Source organism: Kitasatospora sp. NPDC004531 (assembly GCF_053602195.1).
Genome location: NZ_JBSGDD010000001.1, coordinates 245,960 through 261,357 on the forward strand (window position 1 = coordinate 245,960; position 15,398 = coordinate 261,357).

Genomic DNA, 15,398 nt, shown 5'->3' on the forward strand with positions numbered 1-15,398 from the left:
GTCCGCACAGCACCGCCCACCAAGCACCGCTGGCACCGCCAGACCACGCGCACCCCGCACCGGTCGAAGGAGACCACCGATGAGCCTCGACATGCCCGCCGTCACCACACCCGCACCCTCACCCGCACCCGCCGCAGACAGCACGGAGCTCGTGGCGGCGCTGGCGGCGGTGTTCCGCCGCGTCCTGGAGCTGGAGGACGTCCCTGCGGACGGCAACTTCTTCCTGCTGGGCGGCGATTCGCTGATCGCCACCCGCGTGCTGAGCGCCGTCGCCCGCGACCACGGCGCCGAGCTCACCTTCGAGGACTTCCTCACCGACCCCACCCCGGCCGGCCTCGCCTCCCGCATCGCGGCGGCCGGCCCCGCGACCGCCCGATGAGCCCCACAACAGGCACCGCAACGGGCACCGCAGCAGGCACCGCCCGGGACCCGCGCTCGGTGATCGTGGTCGGCGCGGGCCTGGCCGGCCTGACGGCGGCCGTCGAGCTGGCCGACCGGGGCGTGCGGGTGACGGTGCTGGAGGCCCGGGACCGGGTCGGCGGGCGGACCCGGGGCGTCGAGGTCGCGCCGGGCCGGTGGATCGACGCGGGCGCGGCCTACCTGGGCGACCGCCACACCGAGCTGCACGCCCTGCTGGCCGCCTGCGACTTGAAGACCTCGCCCACCACCATGCAGGGCGCCAGCCGCTTCGCCCTCGCCGAGGCGGCGGACGGCGGCGCCGCGACCCGCGACGGCCGCTTCCCGCCGCTGAGCGCGGTCGCGCTGGGCGACCTGTTCGAGCAACTGGAGGAGCTGACGGCCGCCGTCCGCCCGGACGCGCCGTGGCTCTCGCCGGACGCCGAGCGGCTGGACGCGATGACGGTGGCCGACTGGGCGGAGCGCCAACTGACGCACCCGGACGCGAAGTTGTTCTTCCCGCTGTTCCTGGGCGAGATGATGGCGGCCGATCCGGCCCGGATCTCGGTGCTGCACATGGCGTTCTACCTGCGGTCCGGCGGCGGGCTGCGCTATCTGAACGCCTTCGAGGGCGGCGCCCAGCAGGACCGGGTGGCGGGCGGCGCGCACCGGCTGTGCGAGCGGCTGACCCGGCGGCTGCTGGACCGCGGCGGGTTGCTGCACACCGGCGAGCCGGTGCTGTCCGTGGAGCAGACCGGCCGGGAGGCCGTCGTCCGTACGCCGGAGGGGAGTTACCGCGCGGAGGCGGTGGTGGTGGCGGTGCCGCCGCTGCTCGCGGACGCGATCGAGTTCCGGCCGGCGCTGCCGGCGCCGAGGGCGGCGTCGCGGACGGAGCGGGGCTGCGCGGTGAAGGTGAACCTGGTGTTCCCGGAGCCGGTGTGGCGGGCGCACGGCCTGTCGGGGTGGTCGGTGAACGCTGCCGGTCCGCTGCTGTCCACGGTGGACGACACTCCGCCGGAGGGTTCGCCGGGCGTGCTGACGGGGTTCGTCACGGGCGCGGAGGCGCACCGCTTCGCCGCTCTGGGCCCCGAGGAGCAGCGCGCGGCGGCGGTCGGGCAGGCGTCCCGGCTGTTCCCGATGCTGCCGGAGCCGATCGGGTTCCATGTCACGGACTGGGTCAACGAGCCGTGGAGCAGGGGCTGTTACGCGGCGCTGTTCGGTCCGGGCGACTGGTCGGCGCTGGGGCCGACGTTGACGGCGCCGCACGGCCGGGTGCATTTCGCGGGCACCGAGACCAGTACCGAGTTCTTCGGCCTGTTGGAGGGCGCGATCCGTTCGGGTCGCCGCGCCGTGGCCGAGCTGATCGGCCCGCAGGGCGAGTAGCCAGAAGTTTCAGCAGCCGTACACAGCACAGCAGTTGGGCCCCTTTCCCCCGGCCCGGTCGCGCGCTCCACGAGGGCGTGCCCGGGCGTCGAGTCCTGCTTCGGAAGACCGGAGAGACCGGAGACCGCCATGAGCGATCAGACATCCATCGCGCCGCTTGCCGTCAGAGAAGGGTTCATGTCCGACCCGACGCTGGGTGCGGGCAATTTCCTCGACCGGGCGGTGGAGGCGAATCCGCACCGCGCGGTGCCGTTCGCGTTCAGCCACCGGCTGGACCACCGGGGGCAGGTGGTGCTGCGCGGGCACAGCCTGCTGGATCTGGTGGCGCTGCGCGACCGGTACGCGGCGTGGTACCACGCGAACGGGGTGCGGCCGGGCGAGCCGGTCGGGGTGGTGATCGCCGAGGGCCTGGAGCCGCTGCTGCACTTCTTCGCGCTGACCGCGCTGGGTGCGGTTCCGGCGCTGGTGAACGATGCGATGCGGCACGACGTGATGGTGCGCTACCTGAGCCACGTGGGGGTGGTGGGGGTGGTCGCGGACGACACCACGCGGCTGGCGTCGGCGTACCGCAAGGATCCTCAACTGCGGCCGCGTTTCCTGTCGTTGACGGCGGAGGTGCAGGCGTTCGACGCGGCGTCGGCGGGTCTCCCGGAGGGGTATCCGTACCGGCACGCGGCCGAGGACGTGGTGGCGCTGATCCACTCCTCGGGGACGACGGGGACGCCGAAGTCGACGATGCTGGCGCACCGGCAGTTCTGGGAGGGGAAGCAGCCGCGGATGGTGCGGTTCCCGGCGGAGCCGTACGACCGGTTGATGTCGCTGATGCCGCACACCCATGCGGGCGGCCTGAGCTACTTCATGACGGCGACGCTGCTGGGCCTGCCGACGGTGGTGATGGCGGACTGGCGGCGGGCGGTGGTGGAGCCGGTGATGGAGGCGTTCCACCCGACCATGGTGGCCTCCTTCCCGCGCACCTTCGTCGAGTTGGCGACGGGCGAGCTTCCGGTCGAGGGCGCGGCGAAGGTGCACTCCTGGTTCAACACGGGCGACAGCGCGCACTTCGGCCACATCCGCCGGCTGGTGCAGCTGGGCGAGCGCCCGGCGGGGCTGATCCGGCCGTGGCTGCTGCCGCAGGAGCGGGCCGAGCAGCCGGCGCTGGCGGGTTCGCAGTTCGTGGACGGGCTGGGGTCGTCCGAGATGGGCATGGCGCTGTTCGGGCAGGTCACCTCGCCGGAGACGGAGCGCGCGGACCGCTGCGTGGGCCGGCCGTCGGAGGTGGTGCGGCGGGCGGTGGTGCTGGACGAGGACGGCGCGGAGGTGCCGGACGGCACGGTGGGGCTGCTGGCGGTGGACGCGCCGTCGATCACGCCGGGGTACTGGAACAACGACCGGCTGACCCGGTCGTTCCGGGTGGACGGGTTCTGGCTGACCGGCGACGTGGCCTACCGGGACGAGCAGGGGCGGTTCTTCCACCTGGACCGGACGGTGGACGTGATCGACACCCTGGACGGGCCGGTGTACAGCCTGCCGCTGGAGGAAGTGCTGCTGGCCGACTGCGGCGACCGGGTGCAGGACTGCTCGGTGGTGGGCGTGCCGGCCCCGGACGGCGGGCAGCGGCCGATCGCGGTGGTGCGGCTCCAGGCCGGGGCGGAGGCGGACGGGCTGCTGGAGGCGGCCAACGCCGAGCTGGCGAAGGCCGGCCTGGCGGAGCTCGCGGCGCTCCAAGTGGCTTCCGAGGAACGGGATTTCCCGCTCGGGCCGACCGGCAAGGTGCTCAAGCGGGAGCTGCGCACCCGGCACGCGGACCTGCTGCTCGCGGCGCGTCCCTGATGGACCGGCGGTTGCGACAGCCGTACCAGTACGTGCGGCGGGAGCTGGCCGAGCCGGACTGGCGGCGGCTGCCGGGCTGGCGGGAGGTGTCGGCCGCGCAGTGGCGGGACGCGCAGTGGCAGCGGGCGCACTGCGTGCAGAACGAGCGGCAGCTGCGGGAGCTGTTCGGGCCGCTGCTCACCGACTCCTTCTACCGTGAACTGGCCGCCGACCAGGCCGAGTTCGCGACCATGTCGATCCTGCTGCCGCCGCACATGCTGAACACCGTGGCGGCGGGCGCCGCGCTGGAGCCGGCGGCGTTCACCGAGGCGTTCCTGGCGGATCCGGTGCGCCGGTACATGCTGCCGGTGCGCTCAGACCGGCACCCCGAGTGGCCGAGCCATCCGCTGGCGGCGCGGGATTCGCTGCACGAGGCGCAGATGTGGGCGGTGGAGGGCCTGACGCACCGCTACCCGACCAAGGTGCTGGCGGAGCTGCTGTCCACCTGCCCGCAGTACTGCGGGCACTGCACCCGGATGGATCTGGTGGGCCGTTCGACCCCGCAGGTGGCCAAGGCGCGGCTGGTGCTGCGCCCGGCCGACCGCGAGGAGCAGATGCTCGACTACCTCAAGCGCACCCCGTCGGTGCGGGACGTGGTGGTGTCGGGCGGCGACCTGGCGAACGTGCCGTGGCCGCGGCTGGAGCTGTTCCTGACCCGGCTGCTGGAGCTGGGCTCGGTGCGCGACATCCGGCTGGCCTCCAAGTCGGTGGTGGGCCTGCCGCAGCACTGGCTGCAGCCGAAGGTGCTGGCGGGCGTGGAGCGGGTGGCCCGGCTGGCGGCCCGGCGTTCGGTCAACCTGGCCGTGCACACCCACGCCAACCACGCCGCGTCGGTGACCCCGCTGGTGGCCGAGGCCGCGCGCGGGCTGCTGGACGCGGGGGTGCGGGACGTGCGCAACCAGGGCGTGCTGATGCGCGGGGTGAACGCCACCCCGGAGGCGCTGCTCGACCTGTGCTTCGCCCTCCAGGGCGAGGCGAACATCCTGCCGTACTACTTCTACCTGTGCGACGTGATCCCGAACGCGGAGCACTGGCGGCTGCCGCTGTCCGAGGCGCAGCGCCTCCAGGAGGCGATCCTCGGCTACCTGCCGGGCTACGCGACGCCGCGCCTGGTGGTGGACGTGCCGCAGGTCGGCAAGCGCTGGGTGCACCAGGCGGTCGGGTACGACCGGGAGCGCGGCGTCTCGTACTGGACGAAGAACTACCACACGTCCGTGGAGCTGGACGCGTCCGAAGTCGGCGACGGGGAGGGGCAGTTGGGGCGCCGCTTCCCGTACGTGGACCCGGTGGACACGCTGCCGGCGGCGGGCCGCGCCTGGTGGGCGGAGCGCCGGGCGCGCGGCGAGGGCGCCGGACTTCCGGAGCTGTTGGACCTTTTGGGCCCCGAGGAGGGCAAGTGAGCGAGGCGTCGGCGCGGCTGCGCCGGATGGTCTGGATCTTCCCCGACCGGGAGTCGACCCGGTCGGGTGCGATGTGGAAGCACTACTTCTGGGACATGTTCGCGGAGATCGCCGCGCAGCTGGGCATGGAGTGGTCCCGGCACGCCCCGGAGGCGGTGACGGTGGACGGCACCGATCCGGGCCGGCCGAAGGTGTACGTGGAGGATCAGCTCGTCACGCCCGAGGACACCCTGTTCATCACGGCGCTGTACTCGCTGCCGTACCAGTCGATGGACGTGTTCAACCAGTTGGCGCTGTGCACGGTGCTGGACCAGGCGGGGTTCTACCTGCCGTTCCCGGCGCAGGTGTCGCTGCTGGGCAACGACAAGCTGGCGACCATGCTGTTCCTGGCGGACTCGCCGGTGCCGCCGATCCCGTCGGTGCGGATCGGCTCGGGCCGGGACGTCTCCAAGCACCAATATGAGGTGGCGCTGGGCGAGTTGGCGTTCCCGGCGATCGTGAAGCCGGCCGGCTGGTGCGGCGGCGGCGGGATCTGCCTGGCCCGCTCGCCGGAGGACGTGCGCGGCCTGGCGAGCCTCGCGCAGGGCGGTGACACCACGCTGGTGGCGCAGCCGTACCTGGGCGACGGCACGGTCGACTACCGGGTGTACGTGATCGACGGGAAGCCGTACGCGGTGCTGCGCCGCACCCCGGAGGCGGGCTCGCCGGTGGCGAACGCGAGCCGGGGCGGCTCGATGGAGTTCTGCGACATACCGCCCGAACTCGCCGACGCCACCGCGTACTTCGCGAAGAAGCTGCCGATCCCGTTCTTCTGCGTGGACTTCCTGCACGACGGCGAGCGGTTCTGGTTCTCCGAGCTGGAGCCGGACGGGGTGATCGCCCCGGACTTCGACGACCCGGACCGCTCGGTGCAGCGGGACGTCACCCGGGCCCGGTTCGTCGCGTACCGGGACGCGCACGCGGCGTTCCTGGCGAACGGGGGCGGCGCGCGATGAGCTTCTCGCTGACCGAGGCGCAGGCCGCCGACGGCCTGGCCGTCGCCCGCCGCACGCTCGAACTGCTGCGCACCGTCCCGGGGTTCGGCGACCGGTACGCGCGGGCGAAGGCGCCGGCCACGCTGGCGGAGCTGGCCGAACTGCCGCCGCTGACCAAGGACGACCTGAACACCGCGCTCGCCCACCTGGAGCCCGCCGCCGCCGAGGGCGCCACCTGGCTGTTCCAGAGCGGCGGTTCGACGGGCGCGCCGAAGGTCGGGTACGCGCCGACGGGCTTCTACATGGCGAAGGTGTACGAGCACTGGCGGCCGCTGGAGCGCGACGACGTCTTCGTCAACGCCTGGGGCGCGGGCCGGATGTGGGGCGCGCACTTCCTGGCGGCGGGCCTGGCCGACCTGTCGGGCTGCCGGGTGATCGCGCTGGGCGCGGTGACCCGCGAGGAGTATCCCGAGTGGCTGGGGTTCCTCGCCGACCGGAAGGTCACCGCGATCGGCGGCACCCCGAGCGTGCTGCGGCTGTGGTTCGCGCACGCCCGCGCCGCCGGGATCGAACTGCCCTCGCTGCGCAAGGTGTTGTGGCTGGGCGAGGCCTGGCAGCCGCAGCTGGAGGAGGACTTGGCGGCCGTCGCGCCGAAGGCCCGCCGGCACGGCATGTTCGGCTCCACCGAGACCTGGGTGGTGGGCTCCAACACCCCCGACTGCCCGGCCGACACCTTCCACCCGTTCCCGCACCAGCTGGTGCACGTCGGCGACGGCGGGCTGCTGGACTTCACCTCCCTCGACCCGGCGATGCTCAACCCGGTGCTGCGCTACCGCACCGGCGACGCGGGCGAGTTGACGGCGTGCGGGTGCGGCCGGCCGGGCCCGGCGATGCGGGTGCTGGGCCGCCGCGACAACGTGGTGCAGGTGCGCGGGCTCGGCCTGCACGTGGACGAGTTGATCGCCCGGGTGGAGCGCGAACCCGGCGTCACCCGCTGCCAGGTGGTGATCACCGAGCAGGGCGGCCGGGCCCGGCGGGTGGACGTGCTGGTGCTCGGCGCGCTGCCGGACCCGGACGCGCTGCGGCGTGAACTGCTGTCCGCCACCTTCACGTTGAGCACCGCCTTCGTGCACGACCCGGAGCATGTGCAGGTCCGGGTGGTGGACGCGCTGATCGGCAACGAGCGCACCGGGAAGACGGCCGGCTTCGTGGTCCGGGAGGAGTCGTGAGGCGGCGCGCGCCCGAGCCGCTCGGCCGGGCCTTCAACCTGTTCTTCGTCGGCAAGTCGGTGTCCAACATCGGCGACCGGGTGACGGTGTTCGTCGTCCCCACCCTGATGATCTTCGTGCTGCACGCCTCCGCGTTCCAGGTCGGCATCGTCGCCATGGCGCAGTACCTGGGCATTCCGCTGCTCGGCCCGATCGCGGGCGTGCTGGTCGACCGCTGGGACAACCGGATCACCCTGCTGGTCTGCGACCTGGTCCGGCTGGTGGCGGTGGCCGTCGTCCCGATCGCGTACTGGCTGGACTTCCTCTCCACGCCGCTGCTGTTCTGCTGCGTGGCGGCGGTGTCCGGCGCGACCATCTTCTTCAACGTCGGCTACCTGGTGGCCGTCCCGGCGGTGGTCGACAAGGACCACCTGGTGCGCGCCTACTCGCGGCTGGAGGGCAGCGGCTCGGTCGCCGAGGTCGCGGGGCCGTCGATCGCGGCCGCGCTGTACAGCGCGCTCGGCGCGGCCTCGCTGCTGGTGGACGCCGCCAGCTACCTGGTCTCCGCGGCCTGCTTCCGCTGGATGCGGCCGTGGGGCGAGCGCACCGTCGCGCAGGGCTCGGTGTGGCAGCGGCTCACCCTGGGCTTCCGGCTGAACTGGCAGGACCCGGTGCTGCGCCGGGTGGTGCTGGCCGCCGTCACCCTCAACTCGGGCGGGCCGGTGTTCGTCACCGTGCTGCCGGTGTTCGCCTACCGGGGCCTCGGCGTCACCGTCGGCGTGTTCGGCGCCGCGATGTCCGCGGGCGCGGTCGGCGCGCTGCTCGGCGCGCTGGTCGCCCCGCGGATCAGCCGGCGGCTCGGCATCGGACGCACCATGGCCTGGTCGCTGCTGCTGCACTGCCTGGTCGGCCTCGGCGTGCTCGCCGCGCCGGCGCTGCCCGCCGGGCCGGTCATCGCCGTCACCATGGGCTGCTACGGCTTCTTCATGTCCTGCATCAACGTGTGCTCCGCGCCCGCCCGGCAGTCCCGGATGTCCGCGCAGCACCAGGGCGCCATGCACGCCGCGTTCCGCACCGCCACCTGGGGCGTCATCCCGCTGGCCGCGCTGGCCGGCGGCCTCGCCGTCTCGCTGCTCACCGGCCCGCTGGGCATCCTGGACGCCGCCCGTTGGACGATGGTCGGCGGCACCCTGCTCGCCGCCTGCTCCTTCCTGCCCGCGCTCGGCGTCCAGGCCCGGATGGACGCCGACCTCCCCAAGGCCGCCGACAGCGTCAACGAGCTCGCGGAGAAGGTCTCATGACGGAGCGTCAGTCCGTGCTCATCACCGGCTGCTCGTCCGGCATCGGGCTGGCCACCGCGGCCGCCGCCGCCCGGGCCGGGTGGGCGGTGATCGCCACCGTCCGCGACCCGGAACGCGCCGACGTGCTGCGAACCGCCGCGCCCGGGGCGGAGGTTCGCCGGCTCGACGTCACCGACGAGGAGTCCGTCGCGGCCTGCTTCGCGGACCTCGACCGGCTGGACGCGGTGGTCAACAACGCCGGGATCTCCAACTTCGACCCGACGCTGGAGATGTCCACCGCCGCCCCGCTGCGCGCCAACCTGGAGGTCAACTTCTTCGGCACGGTGGCCGTCTCGCGCGCCGCGATGCCGCTGCTGCGCGCCTCCGGGGGCCGGCTGCTGACCATCGGCAGCGTGCACGGCGTGGTCGGCCAGCCCTTCAACGAGGCGTACTGCGCGGCCAAGTTCGCCGTCGAGGGCTTCATGGAGGCGCTCGCCCCGGTGGCCGCCGCGCACGGCGTGCGGGTCTCGATCGTGGTGCCCGGCTACGTCCCCGACACCCGGTTCGGGCACTTCCCGGACGTCAACCGGCAGACCGTGCAGGCCGCTTCGGGCCCGTACGCGGACACCTTCGCCGCGTACGTGGACCGGCTCGGGCAGAGCTGGGCGAACGCCGGGCAGAGCGCCGCGGAGGTCGCCGAGGCGGTGGTGCGGGCGCTCGCCGAGGACGCGCCGCCGTTCCGCATCCCGACCAACGCCTGGGCCGCCGACCACCTCTCCGCGAAACTCGCCGACCGCGACGGCAGCACGATCCAGCGCCTCGCCCACGAATGGATCGGCCGCACCCCCACCCGCTGACCCCTCCGGGAGCAACCACCATGCCCGCCAAGCCACTTCAGGCACTCGTCGACCACGCCCGCACCAACTCCCCGTTCTACCGCGAGCTCTACCGCGACGTGCCCGCCGCCGTCAGCTCGCTCACCCAGCTGCCCGTGATCGACCAGGTCGCGTTCTGGGCCGCCAACTCCTGGCCCGACAACCGGCTGTTGACCGGCCCGCTCACCGACGCCTGCGTCTACAAGTCCGGCGGCACCACCGGCGCGCCCAAGTTCTCGCCGTGGACCCGCGAGGAGCACCTCGACTCCGTCACCGCGTTCGGCGCCGGCCTGGTCGACGCCGGCCTCAGGCCCGGGCAGCGGGTCGCCAACCTGTTCCGCGCGGGCGAGTTCTACAGCGGCTTCCTGTTCATCGAGTACGCGCTCCAGCACGCGCCGATCGACAACGTCCGGCTGCCGATCGCCACCGCGCCCGACGCGTACGTCGCCGACGTGATCCACGGCTTCGGCGCGGACGTGCTGGCCGGGGAGCCGATGAAGCTGTCCGCCGTCGCCGAGACCCTGCTCGCGCAGGGCCGGCCCGCGCCGCAGGTCGAACTGATCCTGTTCGGCGGCGACATCCTCTTCAACGACCTTCGCCCGCTGCTGCGTTCGGCCTTCCCGAACGCCGCGCTCTCCTCCATCGGCTACGCCTCGGTGGACGCCGGGCTGGTCGCCGGGCCGGTGCCCGCCGGCGACGACCTGCGGGTCCACCGGGCGTTCCCGAACCGCACGGTGGTCGAGCTGATCGACGACGCCACCGGCGAGCCGATCACCGAACCCGGCGTCCCCGGCCGGGTCGTCGTCACCAACCTGTTCCGCACCCTGGTGCCGATCCTGCGCTACCCCGCCGGCGACCGCGCCGAATGGGTGGACGCCGACTGCCGCCGCTTCCGCCTGCTGGGCCGCTCCACCGAGGGCGCCCGGGTCGGCATCGTCTCCATGCCCACCGAGCAGGTCCGCGACGTGCTGCTCGCCCACGACCCCGACAGCCACATCACCGGCATGCAGCTGGTGCAACGCCGCTGGGCGGGCCGCGACGGCCTGATCATCCGCCTCGGCCACACCGCCCCACCGCCGCCCGGCCTCACCGACACCCTGCTGCGCGCCGTCCTCGACGCCCGCCCCACCTACGCCGACGAGACCGCCATCGGCGCCATCCACCCTTTGCGGATCGAATGGGTGCCGCGCGGCGAACTCGTCACCAACCCCCGCACCGGCAAGCTCCGCCAGGTCATCGACGAACGCCCCGCGCACTGACCCCGGTCAGCGCGCGGCGCCCACCAGGCCCGCCTCGTAGGCGAGGATCACCAGGTGGACGCGGTCGCGGGCGTCCAGCTTGGACAGCAGGCGGGTGACGTAGGTCTTCACGGTGGCGACGCTGAGGAACAGCTCCTCGGCGATCTCGGCGTTGGACAGGCCCCGACCGATCAGGGTGAGCACCTCCCGCTCGCGTTCGGTGATCGCGCCGAGCGCGCGCGGGGGCGCCGAACTGCCGGGCGCGGGACGGGAGGTGAGGTCGGCGATCAGGCGGCGGGTGACCCGCGGGGCGATCAGGGCGTCGCCGGCGGCGACCACCCGCACGGCGGCCAGGATCTCCTCCAACCCCATGTCCTTGACCAGGAAGCCCGCCGCGCCGGCCCGCAGCGCGCCGTAGACGTGCTCGTCCTCGTCGAAGGTGGTCAGGACCAGGACGTGCGCGGCGCAGTCGGAGGCGGTGATCCGGCGGGTGGCCTCGATGCCGTCCATGCCGGGCATCCGGATGTCCATCACGACCACGTCCGGCGCCAACTCGCCCACCAGGGCCACGGCTTCGTCGCCGGTGCCGGCCTCGCCGACGATCTCCAGGTCGGGCGTGTCCTTGACCACCATGGACAGCGCCGCGCGGATCAGGGGCTGGTCGTCGACCAGCAGGATGCGCACCGTCATCGGGCACCGACCGGCCGGGGCAGGGTGGCGGCGACCCGGAAGCCGCCGGCGGGCCGCGGCCCGGCCGTGAACGAGCCGTGCAGCAGCGCCACCCGCTCCCGCATGCCGAGCAGCCCGAAACCGGCCCCGCCGGGCTGGGTGGCGCGCAGCCCGCCGCCGTCCAGCACCTCGATGGACACCTCGTCCTCCCCGCCCTCGACCGTCACCCGGCAGGAGCGCGCACCGGCGTGGCGCACCACGTTGGCCAGCGCCTCCTGCACCACCCGGTAGGCCGCGATGTCCAACTCCGGTGGCAGGGAGTCCAGTTCGCCGCACCGGTGGAGCTCGACGGCGACCCCGGCGGCGGTGGTGGCGGCGGCCAGCCGGTCCAGGTCGGCGAGCCCGGGGGCGGGGCCGAGCGGGGCGGCCCGCCCGTCCGGGTCGTCTTCGGCGGCGCGCAGCGCGACCAGCATCCGGCGCAGCCCGGCGAGGGTGTCCCGGCCGGCGCTCTCGATCCGGCCGAGCGCCTCCCGGGCGGCCTCCGGCTGGGTGGTGAGGACCAGCCGGGCGGCGCCGGCCTGGAGCGCGACGATGCCGATGCTGTGCGCCACCATGTCGTGCAACTCGCGTGCGATGCGCAGCCGTTCGCCCGCGACGGCGCGGGCGGCGGCGTTCGCGCCCAGTTCGGCGGCGTGCCGCCGGGACTCCGCCGCGGAGTTGCCGAGCAGGACGGCGACGGCCGCCGTCAGCAGGGCGGCCAGCGCGCTGGAGGTGCCGATGACGAAGCCGACGAGCACCCGGACGACCGGGTAGCCGACCAGCACCAGCGCGGCCATCGCCGAGGCGAGCACCACCTCGCGGCGGCGCCGGGTGGCCGCGATGTGCCACAGCGCCACGTCCGCGCCGAGCATCAGCGGGACGTCGATCACGGTGGAGTGCATCGCGAACGCGCCGAACACCGCGCCGGCCAGCAGCAGTCCGAGCGCGGCCGCCGGGCGGCGGCGCAGCAGCGCGCAGCCGGCCGGCGACAGCAGCACGCAGACGGCGAGCTGGTGCTGGTTGTCGCCGGCGAGCCACACGCCGCGGTGGAAGTCGTTGCGCGACTCGCCGGGCAGCCGGACCAGCACCACGAAGGAGTAGGCGAGCCCGGCCGTCCAGGCGATCGCCGCCCAACCGCCGGGCGGTACACGTCTGAGCAGGGAGTGCGGGTTCGCGGACATGGGCTCGATCGTAGCCAGTCGGCCGCCCCGCGGGCGTCGGACCGGAGGTGTACGACCGGGGTCGACACCGGCCGCCCGCAGTGTCGGTGCGGGGCCGACGCGGAAGGCCGGGCCGGGCCGGAAACCTTGGGTCCGTGATCGAAGTCAACGAACTCACCAAGCGCTACGGCCGCACCGTCGCCGTGGACGGCCTGACCTTCACCGTCCGCCCCGGCCGCGTCACCGGCTTCCTCGGCCCGAACGGCGCCGGCAAGAGCACCACACTCCGGATGATCATCGGCCTGAACGAGCCGACCGGCGGCACCGTCACCGTCGGGGGCCACCGCTTCCGCGACCACCCGCGCGGCCTGCGCCACGTCGGCGCCCTGCTCGACGCCTCCGACGTGCACGGCGGCCGCAGCGCCGCCGCCCACCTGGGCGTGCTGGCCCGCGGCAACGCGATCCCGCGGCAGCGGGTGGAGCAGGTGCTGGAACAGGTCGGCCTCGCCGGAGCGGCCCGGCGGCGGATCGGCGGCTACTCGCTGGGCATGAAGCAGCGCCTGGGCATCGCCGCCGCGCTGCTCGGCGACCCGCCGGTGCTGCTGTTCGACGAGCCGCTGAACGGGCTCGACCCGGAGGGCGTGCGCTGGGTGCGCGGCCTGTTCCGGCAGCTGGCCGCGGAGGGCCGCACCGTGTTCGTCTCCAGCCACCTGATGAGCGAGATGGAGCACACCGCGGACCATCTGGTGGTGGTCGGCCGCGGCCGTCTGATCGCCGACGAGCCGCTCGCCGCGTTCGCCGCACGCGGCCGGGGCGGCGGCGTCACCGTCCGCACGCCGGACGCGGACGCCCTGGCCGGGGTGCTGACCGCCGCCGGCGCGACCGTCCGCCCCGACGGGCCGGAGCGCCTGGCGGTCACCGGCCTGGACGCCGACACGATCGGCGACCTCGCCCACCGGCACGGCCTGCGGCTGCGCGAACTGGCCACCGCGGCGGCCTCGTTGGAGACCGCGTTCATGGAACTCACCGCCGACAGCGTCGAATACCTCGCAGGAGAAACCCGATGACCGCGCTCGCCCCTGCCGCCCCGCTCACGGTGGACGAGCCGCGGGCCCGCTTCCGCGACCTGCTCGCCGGCGAGTGGCTCAAGCTCGTCTCGCTCCGCTCCATCCGCTGGGGCCTGGCCGTCGGCCTGCTCGGGCTGGTCCTGCTGAACGCCAACGCGGCGATCGCGGACGTCGACGACTGGGAGCAGTTCGCCCCCGGGCGGCGGGAGTTCTTCGTCCCCTACTCCTCGCTGTCGGCCAGCTTCACCAACAACGCCTGCATCGCCACCCTGCTGATCACCGGAAGCCTGGGCGCGGTCGCCCTGGTCAGCGAGTACTCCACCGGCCAGATCCGCACCACCTTCGCGGCGGTGCCGGCCCGGCGGGCGCTGCTCACCGCGAAGATCGCCGTGCTCACGGCGGTGATGACCGCCTTCGGTCTGATCGCCACCGGCACGTCGTTCTTCCTCACCCAGGCCATCCTGTCCGCCGAGCACGCCGGCATCTCCCTCGCCGAGCCCGGCATCTGGCGCGCCCTGCTGGCCTCCGCCCTGCTGCCGCCGGTCTGCGCCCTCACCGGCCTGGGCCTGGCCGCGCTCGTCCGGCACAGCGTGGCGACCACCGTCACCACCGTCACCGTCCTGCTGCTGATCCCCAACTTCCTCAGCCAGAACCACCATTGGTCGGCGTGCCTGTACCACGCGACGCCGTTCCGCGCCTGGCAGACCCTGCACGAGCTGATCGGCGCCCCGGCCAACCCGAACATCGCCTTCCCCGCGGAGCCCGCCGGCGAATGGCTCGTCTACCTCGCCTGGGCCGTCGGCGGCGTCCTCGCCACCCTGTACTTCGGCGCCCGCCGCGACGTGTGACCGCTCAGGCGCTGTGCGGGACCCCGGCGACCAGGACGCTCTGGCCCCGGAACTCGGCCACCACAGCGCCTGCGGCGGTGCGGACCGTGACGTCGTACACGCCCTGCCGGCCGGCACGGGAACGCTCGGTGGCCTCCGCCACCAGCTCGTCCCCGAGCCGGGCCGGCGCGAGGAACGTCACCTGCGCCCCCTGCGCGAGGGCGACCGGGCCGTAGCTGTTGCACGCGTACGAGAACGCGGCATCGGCCAGCAGGAAAACGTACCCGCCGTGCCCGATCCCGTGCGCGTTGGCCATCTCCTCGGTGACGGTCATCCGCGCCACCGCCCGGCCCCCGCCCACCTCGTCGAGCACGATCCCGGCCCCCCGACACGCCCGGTCCCGCTCGAACAGTGTCTCGATCCTGCTGTTCCCCACGACTGCTCCCCCCGACGACCCACCCGGCGATGGGCGTGAGCATTACACCGACGGACTCGATCGACTGTCAATGCCATGGCTCCTCCGGGCGCGCTGCCCCGGCGGGTCGGCAGGACGCACGTGCGGTTCAACACCGTGGGTGGCGGCCCGATGACTCTGGGTACGTTGGTCCCGGGCGGGCGGCAGGGCGCCGCCCGCGACAACGGGAAGAGGTGTGCCATGCGACGGACAGCACGGATTCTGGGAGCCCTGGCAGCGGCTGCGACGCTCGCGCTCGCGGTCCCGACCTCGGCCGGCGCGGCCCAGGGGCTCCTGATCGTCAACGGTGTCGTCTATCAGGACCCCAGCGGCTGCTATCCGCTCGACGACTCCGTTCCGTCCGTGGTGAGCAACCAGACGGACGCCATCGCCGAGGTGCACGCGGGCCCCGACTGCACGGGCCAGGTCACCTGGCTGATCTACCCCGGCGAGACCTACCACCCGCACGACAGCCGGAGCGTCTTCATCCTGTGAACCGCCCGGACGGCCGGCAGCGCCCCCGGGCCACGGCCCCCGGGGCGCGCTCGGCCCGCGTCCC

At 73.8% G+C, this 15,398-nt stretch carries 15 protein-coding genes; 12 read left to right on the forward strand and 3 right to left on the reverse strand.

The window, feature by feature from the left end; translation table 11 throughout:
• The first annotated feature begins 79 nt into the window (after positions 1–79).
• From ACWEMJ_RS01135 to ACWEMJ_RS01175, 9 genes are all read left to right on the forward strand, one after another.
• Complete coding sequence (locus ACWEMJ_RS01135) at positions 80–379, forward strand: phosphopantetheine-binding protein (protein WP_452134813.1); 300 nt, start codon at positions 80–82, stop codon at positions 377–379.
• Positions 376–1,779 (forward strand): flavin monoamine oxidase family protein, encoded by a 1,404-nt coding sequence (locus ACWEMJ_RS01140; RefSeq protein WP_452134814.1) that lies wholly within the window; start codon positions 376–378, stop codon positions 1,777–1,779. The genes ACWEMJ_RS01135 and ACWEMJ_RS01140 overlap by 4 nt, the downstream gene beginning before the upstream one ends.
• Positions 1,780–1,956: 177 nt before the next feature.
• The gene (locus ACWEMJ_RS01145) at positions 1,957–3,609 is read left to right on the forward strand and encodes a class I adenylate-forming enzyme family protein (RefSeq protein ID WP_452134815.1); all 1,653 of its coding nucleotides are present in this window, start codon (positions 1,957–1,959) and stop codon (positions 3,607–3,609) included.
• A gap of 11 nt (positions 3,610–3,620) precedes the next feature.
• Positions 3,621–5,048, forward strand: coding sequence for a KamA family radical SAM protein (locus ACWEMJ_RS01150; protein WP_452134816.1), 1,428 nt, complete (start codon positions 3,621–3,623; stop codon positions 5,046–5,048).
• On the forward strand, positions 5,045–6,043 hold the full coding sequence (locus ACWEMJ_RS01155; RefSeq protein ID WP_452134817.1) for an ATP-grasp domain-containing protein: 999 nt from the start codon (positions 5,045–5,047) through the stop codon (positions 6,041–6,043). Before ACWEMJ_RS01150 ends, ACWEMJ_RS01155 begins: the two co-directional genes overlap by 4 nt.
• Positions 6,040–7,251, forward strand: a complete 1,212-nt coding sequence (locus ACWEMJ_RS01160) for an AMP-binding protein (protein WP_452134818.1) — start codon at positions 6,040–6,042, stop codon at positions 7,249–7,251. Before ACWEMJ_RS01155 ends, ACWEMJ_RS01160 begins: the two co-directional genes overlap by 4 nt.
• The gene (locus ACWEMJ_RS01165; RefSeq protein WP_452134819.1) at positions 7,248–8,531 is read left to right on the forward strand and encodes an MFS transporter; all 1,284 of its coding nucleotides are present in this window, start codon (positions 7,248–7,250) and stop codon (positions 8,529–8,531) included. The genes ACWEMJ_RS01160 and ACWEMJ_RS01165 overlap by 4 nt, the downstream gene beginning before the upstream one ends.
• A complete protein-coding gene (locus tag ACWEMJ_RS01170) occupies positions 8,528–9,367 on the forward strand; it encodes an SDR family NAD(P)-dependent oxidoreductase (protein WP_452134820.1) in 840 nt (279 codons plus the stop codon). The genes ACWEMJ_RS01165 and ACWEMJ_RS01170 overlap by 4 nt, the downstream gene beginning before the upstream one ends.
• 20 nt (positions 9,368–9,387) lie before the next feature.
• Positions 9,388–10,644, forward strand: a complete 1,257-nt coding sequence (locus ACWEMJ_RS01175; protein ID WP_452134821.1) for a phenylacetate--CoA ligase family protein — start codon at positions 9,388–9,390, stop codon at positions 10,642–10,644.
• Positions 10,645–10,650: 6 nt separating this feature from the next.
• On the opposite strand, the gene ACWEMJ_RS01180 is transcribed toward ACWEMJ_RS01175, so the two are convergent.
• Both ACWEMJ_RS01180 and ACWEMJ_RS01185 read right to left on the reverse strand, forming a co-directional pair.
• Positions 10,651–11,313, reverse strand: a complete 663-nt coding sequence (locus ACWEMJ_RS01180) for a response regulator (protein ID WP_452134822.1) — start codon at positions 11,311–11,313, stop codon at positions 10,651–10,653.
• The gene (locus ACWEMJ_RS01185; RefSeq protein WP_452134823.1) at positions 11,310–12,512 is read right to left on the reverse strand and encodes a sensor histidine kinase; all 1,203 of its coding nucleotides are present in this window, start codon (positions 12,510–12,512) and stop codon (positions 11,310–11,312) included. Before ACWEMJ_RS01185 ends, ACWEMJ_RS01180 begins: the two co-directional genes overlap by 4 nt.
• Before the next feature lie 134 nt (positions 12,513–12,646).
• Here ACWEMJ_RS01185 and ACWEMJ_RS01190 point away from each other — a divergent pair, with 134 nt between their 5' ends.
• Together ACWEMJ_RS01190 and ACWEMJ_RS01195 are read left to right on the forward strand one after the other, a co-directional pair.
• Positions 12,647–13,558 carry an ATP-binding cassette domain-containing protein gene (locus tag ACWEMJ_RS01190; protein ID WP_452134824.1) on the forward strand — a complete coding sequence of 304 codons (912 nt, stop codon included), beginning with the start codon at positions 12,647–12,649 and terminating at the stop codon, positions 13,556–13,558.
• Positions 13,555–14,406 carry an ABC transporter permease gene (locus tag ACWEMJ_RS01195; protein ID WP_452134825.1) on the forward strand — a complete coding sequence of 284 codons (852 nt, stop codon included), beginning with the start codon at positions 13,555–13,557 and terminating at the stop codon, positions 14,404–14,406. The genes ACWEMJ_RS01190 and ACWEMJ_RS01195 overlap by 4 nt, the downstream gene beginning before the upstream one ends.
• 4 nt (positions 14,407–14,410) lie before the next feature.
• On the opposite strand, the gene paaI is transcribed toward ACWEMJ_RS01195, so the two are convergent.
• Positions 14,411–14,821, reverse strand: a complete 411-nt coding sequence (gene paaI, locus ACWEMJ_RS01200) for a hydroxyphenylacetyl-CoA thioesterase PaaI (protein WP_452134826.1) — start codon at positions 14,819–14,821, stop codon at positions 14,411–14,413.
• A gap of 219 nt (positions 14,822–15,040) precedes the next feature.
• Here paaI and ACWEMJ_RS01205 point away from each other — a divergent pair, with 219 nt between their 5' ends.
• Positions 15,041–15,334, forward strand: coding sequence for a hypothetical protein (locus ACWEMJ_RS01205; RefSeq protein ID WP_452134827.1), 294 nt, complete (start codon positions 15,041–15,043; stop codon positions 15,332–15,334).
• Positions 15,335–15,398 lie beyond the last annotated feature (64 nt).

What these genes read in the sequence shown, in the direction of transcription:
- ACWEMJ_RS01185 (WP_452134823.1), bottom strand. Translation starts at nt 12,512, where the DNA reads ATGTCCGCGAACCCGCACTCCCTGCTCAGACGTGTACCGCCCGGCGGT.
- ACWEMJ_RS01175 (WP_452134821.1), top strand. Translation starts at nt 9,388, where the DNA reads ATGCCCGCCAAGCCACTTCAGGCACTCGTCGACCACGCCCGCACCAAC.
- ACWEMJ_RS01180 (WP_452134822.1), bottom strand. Translation starts at nt 11,313, where the DNA reads ATGACGGTGCGCATCCTGCTGGTCGACGACCAGCCCCTGATCCGCGCG.
- ACWEMJ_RS01140 (WP_452134814.1), top strand. Translation starts at nt 376, where the DNA reads ATGAGCCCCACAACAGGCACCGCAACGGGCACCGCAGCAGGCACCGCC.
- ACWEMJ_RS01205 (WP_452134827.1), top strand. Translation starts at nt 15,041, where the DNA reads ATGCGACGGACAGCACGGATTCTGGGAGCCCTGGCAGCGGCTGCGACG.
- ACWEMJ_RS01170 (WP_452134820.1), top strand. Translation starts at nt 8,528, where the DNA reads ATGACGGAGCGTCAGTCCGTGCTCATCACCGGCTGCTCGTCCGGCATC.
- ACWEMJ_RS01135 (WP_452134813.1), top strand. Translation starts at nt 80, where the DNA reads ATGAGCCTCGACATGCCCGCCGTCACCACACCCGCACCCTCACCCGCA.
- ACWEMJ_RS01160 (WP_452134818.1), top strand. Translation starts at nt 6,040, where the DNA reads ATGAGCTTCTCGCTGACCGAGGCGCAGGCCGCCGACGGCCTGGCCGTC.
- ACWEMJ_RS01145 (WP_452134815.1), top strand. Translation starts at nt 1,957, where the DNA reads ATGTCCGACCCGACGCTGGGTGCGGGCAATTTCCTCGACCGGGCGGTG.
- ACWEMJ_RS01195 (WP_452134825.1), top strand. Translation starts at nt 13,555, where the DNA reads ATGACCGCGCTCGCCCCTGCCGCCCCGCTCACGGTGGACGAGCCGCGG.